The sequence below is a fragment of the Actinomadura luteofluorescens genome, assembly GCF_013409365.1.
In the GTDB taxonomy this organism is placed as follows: domain Bacteria; phylum Actinomycetota; class Actinomycetes; order Streptosporangiales; family Streptosporangiaceae; genus Spirillospora; species Spirillospora luteofluorescens.
This window is the reverse complement of the sequence record NZ_JACCBA010000001.1, coordinates 3929735-3947081: the sequence shown is the minus strand read 5'-3', so window position 1 is coordinate 3947081 and position 17347 is coordinate 3929735. Positions and strand designations below refer to the sequence as shown.

Here is a 17347-nt window from a genome sequence, read left to right as displayed (position 1 = left end):
TCTCCCGGACGCCAGGCATGGGGCCGGTCCCTCCCGGTCACGCAAGGGTGCCGGAACCCCGAAGAAAGCGCACCCGTCTCGGCAAATAGCAAGAGCCTGACAAAAAGGGCGATGTGCACCGGGAAACCGGCCGCGATAAAAGCCGGATTAATGCCAAGGTAAATGATGCGGAGACACGGCGGGAGACCGGGCAATGGCCCCTTGATCGGTTCCGTCGCGGTGCTACGTTCTTGCCGTCCAGAACGACCCGGGCCGGAAAAACGGCCTCGGCGACGAGGGGAAGCGGCTGTGCACACCGAACCGATCCAGCGCGGGGCGAAGCGCCCGCAGGGTCGGCCGCGGCACGCCCTCCCGTCCGTTCTGGTGCGCCTGGTCGCCATCGCGGGCTTCGTGTTCGCGGGATGGCTCACGCTCTCCGCGCTGACCCACTCCGCCTTCGCCGCCGAGCGGAACGCACACCCCGCCGCCGGCCCGAACGCCGTGCGCAACGACGGCGACCTGCTCGGCCAAACCCCGCGCGTCGCCAACCTGGACGCCGCCGCCGAACTCAACCACCTCACCACCACCCACAACCGCCGCTCAACCCCGAAGGCCCACCGCAACGGCCAGGCCGACCACCAGCGCAGCCAGACCCACCACAAGGTCGGTAAGGCCCACCACAACGGCCAGGGCCGTAACGATGGTCAGGGGCGCCAGGACGGTCAGGTCCGTAACGACGGTCAGGGTCGCAACGACGGGCCGGTCCGCCAGGACGGCGGCCAGGTTCGGCAGAGTGGGCGGTTGGAGTCGTCGGTTGGGGATGCCTTGGGGGCCGGGGCCGTTCCCGGTGCTGTTTCTGGGGTGCGGGAGATCGGCGACCAGCCTGTGCGGTATCTGCGGGCGCGGCAGCAGGATGTGCTCGACGGTAAGGACCGGGCCGTTCGGCAGGTGCGGGACGTGGCCGACGAGGCCGGTGTTCCGGGGGTGGGGGTGCCCGACCTTCTGCAGGGGCGTCCTGTCATCGGGGGGCTCGTCCACCGAGTGACCGAGCAGCAGTCCCTCCTGAACGACGGCGCGACGCCCGGGGTCCCGCAGGGGCCGACGGCGCAGCGCGGCGTCGACCGGGTCCGGGACGAGGCGGCGCCCGTCGCCAGCCCGCGTGCCAGGTCCGCCGCCATGCCGTTCACCGCGGTGGCCGTGGGCGCACCGGCACACGAGAACGTCACCCCTTGCCCGGGCTGCGGCGACGACCGCGCTCCTTCGCCCGGTCCCGCGCTGCCGTCCGGTCAGGACGGTCCGCGCGGAGGCGGCTCGGCGGGCGGGCACCCGTTCGCGCCGATCGCCGACCTGCTGAACCGCCAGTACCCGGCGGCGCCGTCCGGCGCGGACCCGGGCACCTTCCGCCGTACGGCGCTGCGCGACGTCGCCGCGCCCGGCGGCCCCTCCGTCGTCCCCGACTAGAAGCCCCCGCCCGGCCGTGAACGGCCGGCTCACGGCGGCCGCGTGCGCGACGCACGCCGCCCGCCCTCACCTCGATCTTTCCCGGAAGGCACGGCCGCGCCTGGCCGCTGCCAGTCCTGCGCCCACCCGGATGGTGCAGCGCAGCGATCACCACCGATCACCACCGATTCGCAAACACCGACAGGAGCAACACATCATGCGCATCTGGTCCAGGAACACCGGCCGCGCCGCTCTGGTGGCCGCCAGCGCCCTCGCCGTCGGCGCCGCCTTCGCCACCGCGGTCCCGGCCAACGCCGACGAGTCGTTCGGCGGAGGCCACGGCGGCCACGGCGTCGACATGACGAGCGCCGGCAACTTCGGACTGCTGAACGGCACCCAGGTGTTCGCGCCGATCAGCATCCCCGTCAACGTCTGCGGCAACGCGATCGCGGTCGCCGGGCTCTCGCGGGCCCAGTGCAAGGGCGGCGCGTCCGTCAAGAGCAACCACCGGGAGGCCGGCTCCGGCTACCGGACGGCCGGCGACTGGGGCGGCGGCGGCTGGGGCGGCGAGCACGGCGGCCGCGGCGTCGACATGACGAGCGCCGGCAACTTCGGACTGCTGAACGGCACCCAGGTGTTCGCGCCGATCAGCATCCCCGTCGACGTCTGCGGCAACGCCGTCGGCGTGCTCGGCGCGGCCCAGGCCGCGTGCAAGGGCGGCGCGTCCGTCAAGCGGCACGGCGACCCCAAGGTGAAGATGACGAGCTCCGGCAACTTCGGCGCCGCGAACGGCACCCAGGCCTACGTCCCGATCAAGGCTCCGATCAACGCGTGCGGCAACGCCGTCTCGCTGCTCGGCCTCGCGGAGGCGCAGTGCAAGGGCGGGGCGACCGTCGAGGAGGGGCACGGCCACAAGGAGCTGCCGCCCACCCTGCGGACGCCCAAGAAGAAGAAGCCGTACAAGCCGTCCAAGCACCGTCCGGCCGCCAAGCACAAGAAGCTGCCCTCGACGATGCGCTCGGAAGGCCAGCGCATCGCGAACACCGCACCGGCGACCGCTCCGAACTACCGCCGCGCGGACGCCCTGCCCGCCGTCAAAGGGTTCGTGGACGGGCTCCGGCGCGCGGTGAAGGTGCCCGGAGTGGACGTCAAGCCCGGTCAGATCGGCCCGAAGGTTCCCGCGGGCAAGGACGCGCCCGTCACCCTCGGCTCTCCGATCCTGCGCTGAGCGCGCGTCGGCCTGGATGACGATCCGCGGCCGATGAACAGCGGAGAAGGGGCGGCAGACGTGCCGCCCCTTCCCATGTCACGAAGTCCCGAGCTATGGAGAGGGGAGCCATGCTCGACCGAAGGTCCCTGTTCGCGGCGGCTCTCGCCGCGTGCTGCGCGGTGCCCGTCCTCGGCGCCGTGACCGGGGCGCGGGCGGCGCCGGCGGCGGCCACCGCTCCGGCGGCGGTCACCGCGGCCCGGCCGCGGACCGGCGCGATGATCGCGCAGATCCGGATCAGGCGGATGGGCCTGAAGATGGGCGTCAGGCAGGGCGTCAGCGAGGCGGTGCTGCGGCGCGGCGTCGGGCACTACCCGGGGACGGCGCTCCCCGGGCGGGTGGGCAATACCGTCCTGCTCGGCCACCGGACGACCTGGCGCGCGCCGTTTTACCAGCTCGACAGGGTGCGGCGGGGCGACCGGATCGTCCTGCGGGTGGGCCGGAAGTCCTACGTGTACCGGGTGCGGACCAAGCGCGTCGTCGACCCGCGTGACCGGCGGGCGCTGGAGCCGGTGCCGTTCAAGCGGGCCAGCGCGCCCCACGGCCGGTACCTCACGCTCGTCACCTGCACGCCCAAGGGTTCGGACCGGCACCGCCTCGTCGTGGTCGGCAAGATCGACTCAAAGCGCTGACCCGTCCGGTCACGCTTCGCGGCGGGACGCTGGGACGGTGCGTGCGGCTCGCGCCGCTCAGCGTCCGCCGTAGAGGGCGATCAGCCCGTCGTAGTCGCCCTTGCCGAGCGTGGCGGGGCCGTTGTCGCAGGACGCGAGGGACGGCGTCATCGTGAGCATGCGGTGCTCGGCGCCCTCGACGTGGGAGAGGCCGAAGACGTGGCCCGCCTCGTGCGTCGCGACCGCCTCGGCGGAGTAGCTCCCGGACGGGCACGTCCCGCCGGTCCACCACCGCTTGCCCTGCGCCTGCACCGCCATGTCCGTCTCGACCGTCGTCGGGCCGGAGAACCACGAGCAGGTCGCCGCGAGGACGGGGGTCTCCGCGCTCGGCATGGCCAGCCAGCCGAACGTGTTGGCCCGGTCCCGGGTCCCGCAGGCGGCCGCGCCGGTCACGTTCGGGGGCCGGCTGCTCTGGCCCGCGTACCGCTCGGTCACGTCCGGCGGAGGCGTGAAGCGTCCCGCGCTCGTGCAGTCGGTGCGGGCCTCGGCCAAGGCGGCGATGCCTCTGGCGATGGGATCCCTCGGCAGGCCGGCCGTCCCGGCGTAGTAGCTCCACTGGACGGCGGTGCCCTTCGGCCACTTGCTGGACTGGGGACGGTACGCGCCGTCCTGGCAGGCGGCCGCCGGCGCCCGGAACTGGCGCGGCCTGCCCTGCGGCACCCGGTCTCCGTGCGTGCCGATGCTGATCTCACCCGCCCGGGAGTCCACCCCGATGCGAAGCTCGGCGGCGCCGTCGGTGCGCAGCGTGTAGGCGATCAGGGAGGTCCCGTCGGACGGGACGGTCGCGGTGAGCCCGTTCGCGCCGCGCACGGTGCGGCCGCGCAGGTCGCAGTCGGCGATCTTGATCTTCTGCGGCATCGCGCGGGCGGTGAGCGTCCCGCCGGGCTTGCACCAGGTGGGCGGGCGCCGGACCGCGGCGGCCCCGGCCCCCGTGAACGCCGTGCACGCCAGGGCGGCCGACACCGCCGCCGCCAGGGGGGCGGGCCCCGCCCACGGCCGCCGGGCCGCCCGAGAAAAGTCGCGCATATCGGTTCTCCGATGCTGTGGGAACGTCCCTCGCAGTCTTCGCGCGGAGCGGGGCGGGGAAAACCGCGCCCGGATAAAATGATCACCATGTTGACCAAGGTGTCATTCGCAAATGAGTTACTTGTGGGTTTATGTCGGAAAAGGTGCGGTGGAGAGGGCAGGGTGGTCGTCGTAAATATGAGGTAAATCGTTCTCTATATTCCTGCAAACGTGTTTATGGTCACCGCGTCCGGAAAAGCAGCAGGTAATGCGGCAACTCGGGATCAACTGAACACCGCTACCGAGTGGCGGGCTCCACCTCCCCCCGGCCCCCCGCCGTCCGGGAGCGTTCACGGAAGCGGAGGTGCTCAACGTGCAGACGCAGACACAGGTGCGGGAGCTCATGGGGATGAGCGTGACCGACACCAACGGGACGAAGGTCGGCACGGTCAAGCAGGTCTACCTCAACGACGACTCCGGGTCCCCGGAGTGGGTGACCGTGCACACCGGCTGGTTCGGGATGCGTGAGAGCTTCGTCCCGCTGTCCGGGGCCCGCAAGGGCCAGGACGCCCTGCAGGTTCCGTACGACAAGGAGACCATCAAGGGCGCCCCGAACGTCGACGCCGACGAGCACCTGTCGCATGCGCAGATCGTGGACCTGTACCGGCATTACGGAGTGCGTCCCCCGGGCGGCCGCCGCACGGGCGGGGAGACGGAGACGGGCACCACCGAGACGACCGAGAGCGCGGGGACGGAGAGCACCGCCGAGGCGGGCGAGACCACCGGGGGTCAGGGCGCCGCCGAGACGAGGGCCGCCGCAGAGACGTCCGGAACCACCGGAACCACCGGAACCGCGGGGACGACGGGCGCCGCCGGGATGGCCGTCCACCCCGAGCGCGGCAAGCGCGGCACGGCCGGTGAACGGTCCGCCGGGCGGACCATGCCGCCCCAGTCGGCGCGCGAGGGCGCCGAGGCGCCGATGACCGAGATCACCCGGTCCGAGGAGCAGATGCGCATCGGCACCGAGCGGCACGAGTCCGGCCGGGTCCAGGTGCGCAAGTGGATCGAGACCGAGATGGTCGAGCAGACGATCCCGGTCTCGCACGAGGAGATCCGGATCGACCGCGAGCCCATCGCCGGCGGCCGCCCCGACCCTAAGGTGACGATCTCCGAGGCCGACCAGGAGATCATCCTCTACGAGGAGCGCCCGGTCATCTCCAAGGAGACCGTGCCGGTCGAGCGCGTCCGGCTCCGCACCGAGCAGGTGCAGGACGAGCAGACCGTGCGCGGCGAGCTCCGCAAGGAGCGCATCGAGGTCACGCGCGACGACGGCGCCCGCGGTCCGCACGGCGAGGAGCGCGGGGAGGGCGGCGGCTCCGCGTGACCTGATCCAGAACCACCCCGGATGACGGAGCGTCCCGCCGGTCGATACTCACCCGCCGGCCGGCGGGGCACCCGTTCCGGGGTTTCCGCGGCCGCGGGCCCCGTGCGGAGGCCCGCTGGCCGGGTGTGGCCAGCGGTGCCGGAGTTGCGGCATGTTCCGGCGGGTGCCCGTCGTGGACGCACAGCGGCCGGACGGGTGGGCGCATGCCCGCCACCCGTCCGACCGGCTTTGTTCGGCCCATGATTCAACGTGTGAACTTAGTGGCCGTCAAGCCCTCTTCCATGTTTTCCACAAGGCCGCGGCCGGACCCGTGAAGATCCGTTGACAGCCGTCCGGCGGCGGGGGAGGTTCCAGGTGACGTCGCCGGCGCGGGGTCATGGCCGTCCGGGCGAGCCGTGACCCCGGCGTCCGGCCGCGCGCGGCCCGCCGGGCCGCGCGGCGTCCTTCGGAGCGACCCAGGAGGGACGAGTTGCCACACTCCCGCAGACGTGCCATCGCCACCCGGATCGGGCGATCACTGGTCGCGCTCGCGACCGTCGCCGCCCTTCCGTCGGCCCTCGCGGCGCGGCCCGCCATGGCCGACGCCCCCCGCACGGCCCCGTACCTGAACCCGCGGCTGCCGGTGGCGGAGCGGGTGAAGGACCTGCTCGGCCGCATGACCGTGCAGGAGAAGGTCGGCCAGATGGCGCAGGCCGAGCGCGGCGCCATCGACGGCGACCGCGACCAGATCACGAAGCTCGCCCTCGGGTCGGTGCTCTCCGGCGGCGGGTCGACCCCCGCCGACAACACTCCCGCGGGCTGGGCGGACATGGTCGACGCCTACCAGTCCAAGGCCCTGGCGACGCGCCTGAGGATCCCGCTGCTGTACGGGATCGACTCGGTGCACGGCCACAACAACCTCATCGGCGCCACCGTCTTCCCGCACAACATCGCGATGGGCGCGACCCGCGACCCCGGCCTCGTCCGCCGGGAGGAGCAGATCACGGCCGTCGAGACGAGGGCGACCGGACCCCAGTGGGTGTTCGCCCCCTGCGTCTGCGTCACCCGTGACCTGCGGTGGGGACGCGCCTACGAGAGCTTCGGCGAGGACCCGCGCCTCGTCGTCCAGATGGAGACCGGCCTGGAGGGGTTCGAGGGGCGGCGCAAGAGCGACCTCGCCACGAACCGCCACGTCCTGGCGACGGCCAAGCACTACGCCGGTGACGGCGACACGGTGTTCGGCTCGTCCACCAGCGGGACGTACACGATCGACCAGGGCGTCACCGTCACCGACCGCGAGCACTTCGCGGCGGTCGACCTCGCCCCCTACGTCGTGGCGGTCAAGAAGTACGGCGTCGGCAGCATCATGCCGTCGTTCTCCAGCGTGGACTGGAAGGAGGACGGCGTCGGCAACCCGGTCAAGATGAGCGCGCACAAGGAGCTGCTGACCGACGTCCTCAAGCGGAAGATCGGGTTCGACGGCTTCCTCGTCAGCGACTGGGAGGCCATCCACCAGATCCCGGGCGACTACGCCACGCAGGTCCGCACGTCCGTGAACGCCGGCATGGACATGTTCATGGAGCCCTACAGCACGCCGCAGTTCGTCCAGACGCTGCTGGCGGAGGTGCAGGCGGGCCGCGTGCCGATGTCGCGGATCGACGACGCGGTCAGCCGCATCCTGAAGGCGAAGTTCGAGCTCGGCCTGTTCGAGCACCCCTACACCGACCGCGCCAACGCCAAGACGATCGGGTCGCCCGAGCACCGCGCGGTCGCCCGGGAGGCCGTCGCCAAGTCGCAGGTCCTGCTGAAGAACTCCGGGAACGCGCTGCCGCTGCGCAAGGACCGGCGCGTCTACGTGGCCGGGGCCAACGCCGACGACATCGGCAACCAGGCCGGCGGCTGGACGGTCACCTGGCAGGGCTCGTCCGGCGCCATCATCCCGGGCACGACGATCCTGGACGGCATCAAGCAGAACTCGTCCCACGTCACCTACAGCAAGGACGCGTCGGCGCCGACGGCCGGCAGCGACGTCGGCATCGTGGTCGTCGGCGAGAAGCCGTACGCCGAGGGCGTCGGGGACGTGGGCAACGGCCACACGCTGAACCTGTCCGACGCCGACAAGGCCGCCGTCGACAAGGTCTGCTCCGCCATCAGGACGTGCGTGGTCCTGGACGTCGCGGGACGCCCGCAGATCGTCACCGACCAGCTGGCGAAGACGGACGCGTTCGTCATGTCCTGGCTGCCGGGCAGCGAGGGCGCCGGCGTCGCCGACGTCCTGTTCGGCAAGCGCCCCTTCACCGGCAGGCTCTCGGTGAGCTGGCCGCGCAGCGAGGCACAGGAGCCGATCAACGTCGGCGACCGGGACTACAGGCCCCTGTTCCCCTACGGCCACGGCCTGAAGACCCGCGTCCACCACTGACCGGCGTCCGGCGCCGGGGGCCGGTCGCCGGCCCCACCCCCAGGGCGGCCGGCCCCCTTCGCGCGAGGCCCCGCAGGTCACGGGCCCACCCTTCCCTGGCCCGGTTTATCCCGCTTCGCATTGGTGAGGCTGCATCCAGCGCCCGACGGGCGGAGCGCTCTGCTGATCGGCACAAGGGGAGACCGGGTGGAACGGGAGCCGCGGACGGCGTTCGTCCTCGGGGGCGGAGGCGTGCTCGGCGCGCACGAGGTGGGCATGCTCCGGGCGCTGCGGGAGTCCGGCGTCCGCCCCGACGTCGTGGTCGGGACGTCGATCGGCGCCCTCAACGGCGTGTTCGTCGCGGCCGGGCCGGACTCGGCGGTCGAGCGGCTCACCAGCCTGTGGTCGGACGAGTCCGTCCGCGACGTGTTCGGCTCGCCCGTCCTCGCCCGGCTGTGGAGGCTCGCCCGGTCCGGCACGCACCTGCATTCGGGCGAGCCGCTGCGCCGCATGCTGGACGAGCTGCTCCCCGTCCCGTCGTTCGAGGACCTGGAGGTCCCGTTCCAGTGCGTCGCCGCCGGGATCGAGACGGCGATGGCGCACTGGTTCACCGAGGGCCCGCTGATCCCGGCGGTGCTCGCGTCGTCGGCCGCGCCGGGGCTGCTGCCGCCCGTCCGGGTGGGGGAGCGGCACTACTACGACGGCGGCCTCGTCCACAGCATCCCGGTCAGCCGGGCCGTCATGCTCGGCGCCACCGACATCTACGTCCTGCACGTCGGCCGGATCGAGCGGGACCTCGCGCCGCCGCGCTGGCCCTGGGAGGTCGGCCTCGTCGCGTTCGAGATCGCGCGCCGGCACCGGTTCTTCGAGGAGATGGCGACGCTCCCGGACGGCCTGACCGTCCACGTCCTGCCCGCCGGGGCCAGGTCGCAGAAGGCCGGAGTCGACCTCACCCAGGTCCGCTACAGGAACGCGTCCGGAATCCAGGCTCACATCGACCGCGCCTATCAGGCATCTTTGAAGTACCTGAAAGAGCGAGCGTGAGATGCTGCCACCCCGTTTCGTGCGCCGCCTGGTGTGCACGCCACTGCTGTTCGCCCTGACCCTTCTGGTCGTGGTGCTGTTCCCGGTCGCCTACGCGGTGACGTCCCTGGCCGGACGCGAGCGCAGGCGGGCCCAGCGCCTGCTCTGGTTCACCCTCACGTGGGGGACGCGGGAGACGGCGGCGGTCCTGGAATGCGGATGGTTGTGGCTCCGGCGCCGCACGCACGACGACCGGCACTACGACATCATCCGCCGCTACGTCGGCGCCCTCTACACGTCCGCGCAGCAGCGCCTCGGCCTGCGCGTCGAGGTGGACGGCACCTGGGACGGCACCGGGGGCGACCGCCCCCTGATCGTGCTCAGCCGGCACGCCGGGCCGGGCGACGCGCTGCTGATCGTCCACCATCTGCTGTCGGAGTACCGGCGCCGCCCGCGGGTGGTCATGAAGGCGCTGCTCCAGTTCGACCCCTGCATCGACATCGCCGCCAACCGGGTGCCGAACGTGTTCGTCACCCCCGGCGGCGCCGCCGATGCCGTCGGCGGGCTCGCCGAGGGGCTCGGCCCCGACGAGGCGCTGCTGATCTTCCCGGAGGGCGGCAACTTCTCCCCGGAGCGCCGCCGCCGCGCGATCCGCCGGCTGGCCCGGATGCGCCGCGCGGACGAGGCGACCCGCGCCGCCGCGATGCGCAACGTGATGCCGCCCCGCCCCGGCGGCGTGCTGGCCGCGCTCGACTCCGCCCCGTCCGCCGACGTGGTGTTCGTCGCGCACTGCGGGCTCGACCACATGGCCACCGCCGGGGACATCTGGCGGCGCGTCCCGCTGACCTCGCCCGTCCAGGCCCGCTGGTGGCGGGTGCCCGCCGAGGACGTCCCCCGCGACCGCGACGCCCGCGTCAGCTGGCTCTACGAGAACTGGGAGCGTGCGGACGCGTGGATCAGCGCGCAGCGGGCGCCCGCGCCGAAATGAGATTCCGGCGCGCCGTACCCGAGTGACATCATGGACGCATGGGCGATGAGGGGTCCGTGCGGGTCGATCTGTGGATCTGGTCCGTGCGGCTGCTGAAGACCCGCTCGATGGCGACGACCGCGTGCCGGGCGGGCCACGTCCGCGTGAACGACCAGCGCGCGAAGCCGTCCACCGCGGTCAAGCCGGGGGACGTCGTCCGGCTCCGCCACGACGGGCGGGAGCGGATCGTCGTCGTGCAGAAGCTCGTCCGCAAGCGGGTCGGCGCGCCCGCCGCCCAGGAGTGCCTGATCGACAAGAGCCCGCCCCCGCCGCCGCGCGAGGCGCTCATCCCGATCGGCCGCCGCGAGCGCGGCGCGGGCCGTCCGACCAAGCGCGACCGCCGCGAGCTAGAACGCGTCCTCGACCGCTACCGCATCCTGAACGAGCCGCCGAAGGACGACTAGGGCGGACCGGCGTAGCGGCGTTCCGACTCCAGCGCCGACGCCACGTCCCGCGGGTAGCTGCGGCGCGCCCCGAGCAGTAGCAGGCCGTTGGCCAGCAGCGGGAGCAGCGCCAGCAGGAACACCCGGTCCAGGCCGACGCCCGCCGCGAGCCCCGCCCCGAGCACCCCCGACAGCCAGCCGAACAGCACCGGCGCCGCCGCCTCCCCGGACATGCGCACGATCGTCCGGATGGCCTCCGCGCGTCCCCACAGCCGGAAGTGGACGACGTCCAGCCGCACGGCGTCCAGCGGCGGGTTCGCCGCGGCCAGCGCGGCCGCGCCGAGCGTGAACAGCGGCAGCGCGACCAGCGCCCGGTCGGTGAGCAGGGCGGGCAGGAACAGCAGCGCCGACGCGGCGAACGCCGCGGCAGGCACGCCGACCCGCGCGGTCACCGTCCCGCGGCGCAGGAGCCGGTCGGCCAGCCGCCCGCCGGCCAGCACTCCGGCGAGCGCGGCCGCCCCGGCGACCGGCAGGAAGGCCGACAGCCCGCCCCGCCCGACCGCGTACCGCTCCAGCACGAAGACCAGCCCGAACGTGCGCAGTCCGGCGAAGAAGAAGTAGCCGGCCGCGGACGCCAGAATGATGATCACGTTCGTACGGATGGCGAGCACGTAGCGGGCGGCCCGCACCAGCGTCATCCGCTCGGGGTCCTCGGCCAGGACGTTGCGCGGGTCCGGCCGCACGCCCGCCCTGTCGACCTGCCGCTGCGCGAGCTCCTCCCCGCCCCGTCCGCCGGACGAGCCCTGCGCTCCGCGCGCCGGTTCGGGCAGCATCCTCCACAGCAGCACGGCCAGCACGAGCCCCAGCGCCGCGACGAACCAGAACGAGACCCGCCAGCTCGCGAACGCGGCGATGTTGCCGCCCGCCAGCAGCCCGAACCCGACCCCGATCAGCTCCCCGGCGAGGATGCGCCCCCAGGTCGCGGCCCGCTCCTCGGGCGGGAACAGGTCGCCGATCAGCGACGCCACCGTGGGCCCGGCCGTCGCCGTCACCGCGCCGAGCACCACCCGGGACGCCAGCAGCCACCCGTACGACTCCGCCAGCCCGCCGGCGACCATCGCGAGGCTCCACAGCACGACGCTGCCCGCCAGCAGCGGCACCCGCCGCACCCGGTCGGTGAGCTGCCCCACCGGCACCGTCGCGATCGCGCCGACCCCCGCCGGCACGGCCGTCAGCACTCCGACCTGCGTGTTGCCGATGTGCAGCGAGCTGCGCAGCTCGTGGACGATCGCCCCGATGACCCCGGTGTCCGCCGCGTTCAGCGCGAGGACGCAGGCCATCAGCACCACGATGCGCGCCCGGCGCCTCCCACCCAGCCGGTCCGCCAGTGCGGTGCCCACCCGCCTCCACGGCCGCGGGGCCGACGCCGGTGCCATGGCGCTCTACTGCCCGTGCGCGGCCGGGGTATGTTCGCCGCCGGCCACGGTGACCTGGGGTTCCGTGGTCCGCGTCCCGCGCCGGGACGTCAGTCTCCGCGCGCGCCGGCCGGTGGGGCGATGAGCGCGTACATCAGCAGGATGCACAGCGCGATCGTCAGCACCGACCAGATCGGGAACGCCGCCAGGAACGCCAGATGCCCGATGGCGGCGAGGAAGGCGAACGCGACGCCGACCACCCGCGCCCACATCTTGCCGGTGAGAATCCCCACGCCGACGACGATCTGCAGGGCGCCGAGGACGAGCCAGTACCAGCCCCACGCGGTGAAGTCGAAGACCAGGATCTGGTTGGAGTTCACGACGTAGTAGCTGTCCTTGAACAGGGCCACCACCCCGTCGATGACGTTGAACGCGCCCACCACGATGGAGAGCACTCCCGCGAAGGTGAGCCATCCGGAGAGCTGGTAGTTCCGACGTGCCGAGACCGACGGGCCCCCGTGGGTCATCCTTGTCGTCATGAGACCTCCCGATCGAGCTGCAAGTTCATGTCGGGAAGTCCCCTTTTATGCGTATTGGGGAACCATGGTGCCAAGGCATTTGACGCCGCCTTGAAGTAAACGTGGAGGCAGTGTGCCCCTGGCCGCCCGCCCCCGCCGAGCGCACCCGGTCACGCGGGCTCCGCCAGCTCGGCGATGATGCGCTCGATCTCCTTGAGCGCGTAGGCGGCGATGGCCCGCTGGCCGGCCTCGGCGTCCTCGCGCGTCTCCTCCAGGTCGCCCAGCACGATGATGTTCTCGTCGTTCAGCGTCGTCGCGGGCGCGGTGTAGTTGAAGCTGCCGGCGATCACCAGCCGCTCGTCCACGACCATCAGCTTGTGGTGCACCTTCCGCACCCCGGTTCCCCGCCTGTTCGCGAACAGCTCCACCCCGGCGGCCTTCAGCGGCCCGGTCGCGGCCCAGTCCTGGACGCCCTGCCCGTGGTCCAGCACCCCGCGGATCCGCAGCGGGCCCGCGAGCCGGATCATGGTGTCGTCGATGCCGGACGAGCGGGCGAAGGTGAACATCGCGAAGTCCACGCTCGCGGACGCCTTGAGCATCTGCTTCATGATCTCCATTTCGGGCCCGTGCCGGGGCGCGAAGAGCGGCTTCACCCGCACCCGGCCCAGCCGGAACTCCGCCGGACGCGCCTCGACCCGCTCGTGCAGCGCCCCGAACGTCCCCGACCGCATCCGCAGGAACTCCTCCAGGTACAGGGACGCGGCGCGCTGGCCCCGCAGCACCACCACATGGTTGAGGTTGTTGCCCGCCTTGCCAGTCCCTGCCGGGTTGGTCCCCGTGTCGGTGAGCGTGAAGTTCGCCGACCCGGTCAGCACCGCCGCCGTCGACTCCCCGGCGTCCCGCACGATGAACTTCTGGTGGAAGATCGCCGAGTTCAGGTCGGTGATGAGGTCCACCCCCGCGCGCAGCAGCGCCGCGTAGATGAGCCGGTTCTCCTCGTTGGCCCCCGCCGCCGCCCAGGGGTCCGCGGCGGGCCGCTCCTCCCGCAGGTAGTCGCCCTCCAGAATGATCTGCACCCGCACCCCGGCCGCCCGCGCGGCGAGGACGGCGTCCGCGACCGCCCGGGAGTCGAGCTCCTGCACCGCGATCCGCAGCGTGTGCCGCGCTCCGCCGATGAACTCGCGGATCACCGCGTCCAGATCGTCGGGCCCGCCGAGCGACGTCGGACCCGCGTGCAACTCGATTCCGCCCACCCGTACCGGCATGGCGCCCCCAAATCCGCGACCGCCTCGCTGGCAGCATTCCCCGGCTCGCCCGCTCTCCACCGGCCTCGACGTGGCCACTCTCGACCCCCGTTGTACAAGAGTCATTGCGCAATAACTCTTGTGCATGTCACCATGGCGGCATGACCGACCCGGACGGCGTGCCCACGGTGACCGACTCCCGCGTGCTGGCAGCGATGTCGCACCCGCTCCGCCGGCGCCTCCTGGACGTCCTCAAGGTCTACGGCCCGTCCACCGCGAGCGCCCTCGCCGACCGGACCGGCCAGGCCGTGGCCAACATCAGCCACCATCTGAAGGTGCTCGCCGCAGCGGACCTGATCGTGGAGGCGCCGGAACTCGCCCGGGACCGCCGCGAGCGCTGGTGGCGGCTCGCGGCACCGGAACTGCGCTGGGTCACCGGCGACTTCGACGACGACCCGTCCCGCCAGGCGGTGGCCGGCGCGGCGGTCTCCCTCGCGCTCGACCGGCAGATCGGCCTGGTCCGCGCCTGGCACGCCGTCCGGGAGCAGCGGGAGGCATGGAACGGGGCCGCCTTCTCCGTCGACAAGTGGCTCCACCTGACACCCGCCGAACTGGGCGAACTGGAGCGGGAGATCCTCGCGCTGCTCGACCGGTGGGGGCGGCGGGGCGTCCCGGACGACGGGCAGGCCCGCGAGCCGGTCTTCCTGTTCGCCCACGGCGTCCCCGCCGAACCGTGACACCGTGACCGCCGTCGCCCCGGCGCGCGTCGGCCTGCGCGGGCACCGCGACTTCCGCCTGCTGTGGATCGGCCAGGCCACCGGCAAGCTGGGAAGCAGCGTCACCAGCGTGGCCCTCCCGCTGGTCGCGGTCGCCACGCTCGACGCGAGCACCCTCCAGGTGGCGCTGCTCTCGGCCGCGGCCTGGGCGCCGTGGCTGCTCGTCGGCCTTCCGGCGGGCGCCTGGGTCGACCGCCTGCCGCGCAGGCCGGTGATGCTCGCCTGCGACCTGCTGGCCCTCCTGCTCTTCCTCAGCGTCCCGGCCGCCGCCTGGTTCGACCGGCTGACCATCGTCCACCTGGCGGGCGCCGCGCTGGGCGCCGGCTGCGCGAGCGTGTTCTTCCAGACGGCCTACCAGGTCTACCTGCCGTCCCTGCTGGACCCCGGCGAACTGGCCGAAGGCAACGCCAGAGTGCAGGCGACCGAGGCCGCCGCCCAGGTCGGCGGCCCCGGCCTGGCAGGACTGGTCACCCAGCTCGCGGGGGCGGTGAACGCCCTCCTGCTGGACGCGTTCAGCTATCTCGTCTCGGCCGTCTGCCTGCTGGCGATCCGGACGCGCGAGCCTCGCCCCGCCCCCGCCCGGCGCGGGACGCTGCGCCAGGAGATCACCGAGGGCCTTCGCTTCGTGGCCCGCGACCCCTACCTGCGGGTGCTGACGCTGTTCTCGGCCGCCAGCAACATCTGCCTGTTCGGGTACCAGTCGATCCTGGTGGTGTTCCTCGTCCGCGAGGTCGGCGTCACCCCGGGCACGGTCGGGGCCCTCGCCGCCGCGACCAGCCTGGGCGCCGTCCTCGGCGCCGCCGCGGTCCCCGTCCCGTCCCGCCGCTTCGGCGCGGCCCGCACCCTGCTCGCCGCCGAGATCGGCGCCGCGCCGTTCGGCCTGCTGATCCCCCTCACCGGACCGGGGGCGGGGCTGCTTCCGGCGTTCGCCGGCGGGTTCGTCATCGCCGCGGGCGCCGCGGCGGGCAACGTCCTCAAGGGAACCTTCCGGCAGACCTACAGCCCCCGTCCCCTGCTCGGCCGGATCACCGTGAGCATGCAACTCGTCAGCTACGGCACCATCCCTCTGGGCGCCCTGGCGGGCGGTGCCCTGGGCACGGCCCTGGGCGTCCGTCCCGCCATGTGGATCACCACGGGCGTGCTGGCACTCACCGGCCTGATCCTCCTGGCAGGCCCCTTCCGCCATGACCGGGATCTCCCGGCGCACCCCGGCTGAGCGTGGGTCAGTCTTGCGATCCGGGTTTGCGCGCCAGCACGAGCCGCCCACGCGGACCGCCGTCCTCGCGCGTGCCCAAGGCATCCAAGGGGACGGTCGTCACACGGAAACCGGCAGCTGCCAGGTCGCGCCGGAGCGCCTGCAGCGGACAGGTCCGGTAGTACATGACGAACGGGGGACGCCACACCGCGTTCCGGACGCGCATGACCAGATCGAACCCGAGCAGCGCCCAGTACAGGCGCGACGCGACGGGGGGCGGCGCTCCGACAGGAAAGGCGAAGACTCCGCCGGGCCGCAGCGCGCGATACACCCCGGCGAACACCGCGGGCCGCTCGCCGGGCAGCAGATGCCCGAGCGCCCCGAAGGTGACCGCGAGGTCGAAGGCCCCATCGAAAGGCAGGGCCCGAACATCGGCCCGCACCCACCCCGCCTCCGGGTGCGCCTGCCGCGCCTGCGCAAGCATCCCCGCGCTGAAGTCGACCCCCGTGACGCGCCCCTCGCACAAAGCCCCGAGCACCCGCATGCCCGCGCCCGTCCCGCAGCACACGTCCAGCCCCTCACCGAACGGCCCGTACGCCCGCAGCGCCTCGGCCGACGCCTCAAGAACCTGGTCAGGCGTCCGGAAGGGCGTGTAATCGAACTTGGGAGCCAGCAGGTCATACCCGCGCTCGACAGAGGACAACGCCTGAACCGCCAACTCCCGAAGGGAGGGCCCCCGCTCCGAAAACACCACTCGACCCTACTTCCGTCGTCGCTCGTCATCCTGCGAACCGATGGGAGGGAAAGCGCGGCCGCCGGCCGCGCCCTCCCCCCGGTGGTGCTCGGCGACCTACGAGGCGCGGCTGACGAAGGACCAGCCGATCTTCGCCGTATCACTCAGGATCTTCAGATCCCGCTCCAGGCTCGCGCAGTGCGCGTCCTGGATGTCGCACTCGGACCGCCGGAGCAGGAACTCCTCGCTCAGCGGCTCCAGACCGATGCTCACGTTCCCGAACGTGCTGTACATGCCGGGCCTGCCGATCGTCGCCGCCCAGCTCCACTCCTTGTACACGGAGCGGGGCAGGACTTCTCTCATCAGCTCCCGGTCGAACTCCAGCAGGGGACGCGGGTTGGCCATCGACATGTGGCCGCGGAACACGTGGTGCACCTCCAGGAACTGGTCGAAGGTTCCCTTGCGCAGGATCCTCCCGCGACGGGACGCCCGAGGGTCGTTGGAGCCGAGGCTCGCGTCTAGACCCTTGCCGTCCCGCATCGTCCGGACATGGACGAGCTTGAACGGCACGCCGTCCCTGCCGATCCGCCACTGCCGGAAGATCGGCGCCCGGCCGTCCTCCAGGAACATCAGCGCTGCTCCGACGGCGGCCGTGGGCACGTACACCGGTGAGAGCGCTGTGGCGATCAGTAGGTCCAGCGTCCGCTTCTCGGCACTGAGCGTCCAGGCGGGACCGGTCAACCCCGCTCCAGGGAGATCCGAGACCGATTCCCGGATCGCTGTGATCCTTTGCTGCAGTACATGCAGCGACTCTTGTTTCTTCATCTCGTTTGTGGACGCCAGGTCTTGGGCGCCCCTCCTTCGTCCCCTACCGTCCCGGCGGACCAATAGGGGGCCACCTATATCGGTC

Annotated in this window: 16 protein-coding genes; 10 read left to right on the top strand and 6 right to left on the bottom strand. The window is 72.5% G+C overall.

Annotation, left to right across the window (positions count from 1 at the left end):
* Positions 1 to 288: 288 nt before the first annotated feature.
* The 3 genes from BJY14_RS18120 (at position 289) to BJY14_RS18110 (ending at position 3318) form a co-directional block, all read left to right on the top strand.
* The gene (locus tag BJY14_RS18120) at positions 289 to 1440 is read left to right on the top strand and encodes a hypothetical protein (RefSeq protein ID WP_179844699.1); all 1152 of its coding nucleotides are present in this window, start codon (positions 289 to 291) and stop codon (positions 1438 to 1440) included.
* 196 nt (positions 1441 to 1636) lie between these two features.
* A complete protein-coding gene (locus BJY14_RS18115) occupies positions 1637 to 2647 on the top strand; it encodes a chaplin family protein (protein WP_179844698.1) in 1011 nt (336 codons plus the stop codon).
* Between the two features lie 110 nt (positions 2648 to 2757).
* Entirely contained in the window at positions 2758 to 3318 is a 561-nt protein-coding gene (locus BJY14_RS18110; RefSeq protein ID WP_179844697.1) for a class E sortase, read from the top strand.
* A gap of 57 nt (positions 3319 to 3375) precedes the next feature.
* On the opposite strand, the gene BJY14_RS18105 is transcribed toward BJY14_RS18110, so the two are convergent.
* Positions 3376 to 4383 carry a matrixin family metalloprotease gene (locus BJY14_RS18105; protein WP_179844696.1) on the bottom strand — a complete coding sequence of 336 codons (1008 nt, stop codon included), beginning with the start codon at positions 4381 to 4383 and terminating at the stop codon, positions 3376 to 3378.
* Between the two features lie 352 nt (positions 4384 to 4735).
* Between BJY14_RS18105 and BJY14_RS18100 the strand changes: the two genes are divergently transcribed.
* From BJY14_RS18100 to hslR, 5 genes are all read left to right on the top strand, one after another.
* On the top strand, positions 4736 to 5746 hold the full coding sequence (locus tag BJY14_RS18100) for a DUF2382 domain-containing protein (RefSeq protein WP_179844695.1): 1011 nt from the start codon (positions 4736 to 4738) through the stop codon (positions 5744 to 5746).
* A gap of 469 nt (positions 5747 to 6215) precedes the next feature.
* The gene (locus tag BJY14_RS18095; RefSeq protein ID WP_246395966.1) at positions 6216 to 8144 is read left to right on the top strand and encodes a glycoside hydrolase family 3 protein; all 1929 of its coding nucleotides are present in this window, start codon (positions 6216 to 6218) and stop codon (positions 8142 to 8144) included.
* A gap of 186 nt (positions 8145 to 8330) precedes the next feature.
* On the top strand, positions 8331 to 9167 hold the full coding sequence (locus BJY14_RS18090; protein ID WP_179844693.1) for a patatin-like phospholipase family protein: 837 nt from the start codon (positions 8331 to 8333) through the stop codon (positions 9165 to 9167).
* 1 nt (position 9168) lies between these two features.
* Positions 9169 to 10134, top strand: a complete 966-nt coding sequence (locus BJY14_RS18085; RefSeq protein WP_179844692.1) for a 1-acyl-sn-glycerol-3-phosphate acyltransferase — start codon at positions 9169 to 9171, stop codon at positions 10132 to 10134.
* Between the two features lie 38 nt (positions 10135 to 10172).
* Positions 10173 to 10577: an Hsp15 family ribosome-associated heat shock protein gene (gene hslR / locus BJY14_RS18080; RefSeq protein ID WP_179844691.1), complete on the top strand. Its 405-nt coding sequence runs from the start codon at positions 10173 to 10175 to the stop codon at positions 10575 to 10577.
* Here the strand turns inward: hslR and BJY14_RS18075 are convergent.
* The 3 genes from BJY14_RS18075 to BJY14_RS18065 form a co-directional block, all read right to left on the bottom strand.
* Positions 10574 to 11956 (bottom strand): MFS transporter, encoded by a 1383-nt coding sequence (locus BJY14_RS18075; RefSeq protein WP_179844690.1) that lies wholly within the window; start codon positions 11954 to 11956, stop codon positions 10574 to 10576. The genes hslR and BJY14_RS18075 overlap by 4 nt on opposite strands.
* Before the next feature lie 125 nt (positions 11957 to 12081).
* Complete coding sequence (locus BJY14_RS18070) at positions 12082 to 12510, bottom strand: DUF7144 family membrane protein (RefSeq protein ID WP_179844689.1); 429 nt, start codon at positions 12508 to 12510, stop codon at positions 12082 to 12084.
* Positions 12511 to 12659: 149 nt separating this feature from the next.
* Positions 12660 to 13754 carry a phospholipase D-like domain-containing protein gene (locus BJY14_RS18065; protein ID WP_179844688.1) on the bottom strand — a complete coding sequence of 365 codons (1095 nt, stop codon included), beginning with the start codon at positions 13752 to 13754 and terminating at the stop codon, positions 12660 to 12662.
* Between the two features lie 140 nt (positions 13755 to 13894).
* On the opposite strand from BJY14_RS18065, the gene BJY14_RS18060 reads away from it, so the two are divergent.
* Positions 13895 to 14470, top strand: a complete 576-nt coding sequence (locus BJY14_RS18060) for an ArsR/SmtB family transcription factor (protein WP_179844687.1) — start codon at positions 13895 to 13897, stop codon at positions 14468 to 14470.
* A gap of 4 nt (positions 14471 to 14474) precedes the next feature.
* Positions 14475 to 15725 (top strand): MFS transporter, encoded by a 1251-nt coding sequence (locus BJY14_RS18055; protein WP_179844686.1) that lies wholly within the window; start codon positions 14475 to 14477, stop codon positions 15723 to 15725.
* A gap of 7 nt (positions 15726 to 15732) precedes the next feature.
* Here the strand turns inward: BJY14_RS18055 and BJY14_RS18050 are convergent, their stop codons facing one another.
* Together BJY14_RS18050 and BJY14_RS18045 are read right to left on the bottom strand one after the other, a co-directional pair.
* Positions 15733 to 16422: a class I SAM-dependent methyltransferase gene (locus BJY14_RS18050; RefSeq protein WP_218905472.1), complete on the bottom strand. Its 690-nt coding sequence runs from the start codon at positions 16420 to 16422 to the stop codon at positions 15733 to 15735.
* 132 nt (positions 16423 to 16554) lie between these two features.
* Complete coding sequence (locus BJY14_RS18045; protein WP_179844684.1) at positions 16555 to 17178, bottom strand: sugar transferase; 624 nt, start codon at positions 17176 to 17178, stop codon at positions 16555 to 16557.
* Positions 17179 to 17347: the final 169 nt, after the last annotated feature.

Coding starts and splice junctions, on each gene's coding strand:
- BJY14_RS18110 (WP_179844697.1), top strand. CDS start 2,758: ATGCTCGACCGAAGGTCCCTGTTCGCGGCGGCTCTCGCCGCGTGCTGC.
- BJY14_RS18070 (WP_179844689.1), bottom strand. CDS start 12,510: ATGACGACAAGGATGACCCACGGGGGCCCGTCGGTCTCGGCACGTCGG.
- BJY14_RS18060 (WP_179844687.1), top strand. CDS start 13,895: ATGACCGACCCGGACGGCGTGCCCACGGTGACCGACTCCCGCGTGCTG.
- BJY14_RS18115 (WP_179844698.1), top strand. CDS start 1,637: ATGCGCATCTGGTCCAGGAACACCGGCCGCGCCGCTCTGGTGGCCGCC.
- BJY14_RS18065 (WP_179844688.1), bottom strand. CDS start 13,754: ATGCCGGTACGGGTGGGCGGAATCGAGTTGCACGCGGGTCCGACGTCG.
- BJY14_RS18105 (WP_179844696.1), bottom strand. CDS start 4,383: ATGCGCGACTTTTCTCGGGCGGCCCGGCGGCCGTGGGCGGGGCCCGCC.
- hslR (WP_179844691.1), top strand. CDS start 10,173: ATGGGCGATGAGGGGTCCGTGCGGGTCGATCTGTGGATCTGGTCCGTG.
- BJY14_RS18085 (WP_179844692.1), top strand. CDS start 9,169: ATGCTGCCACCCCGTTTCGTGCGCCGCCTGGTGTGCACGCCACTGCTG.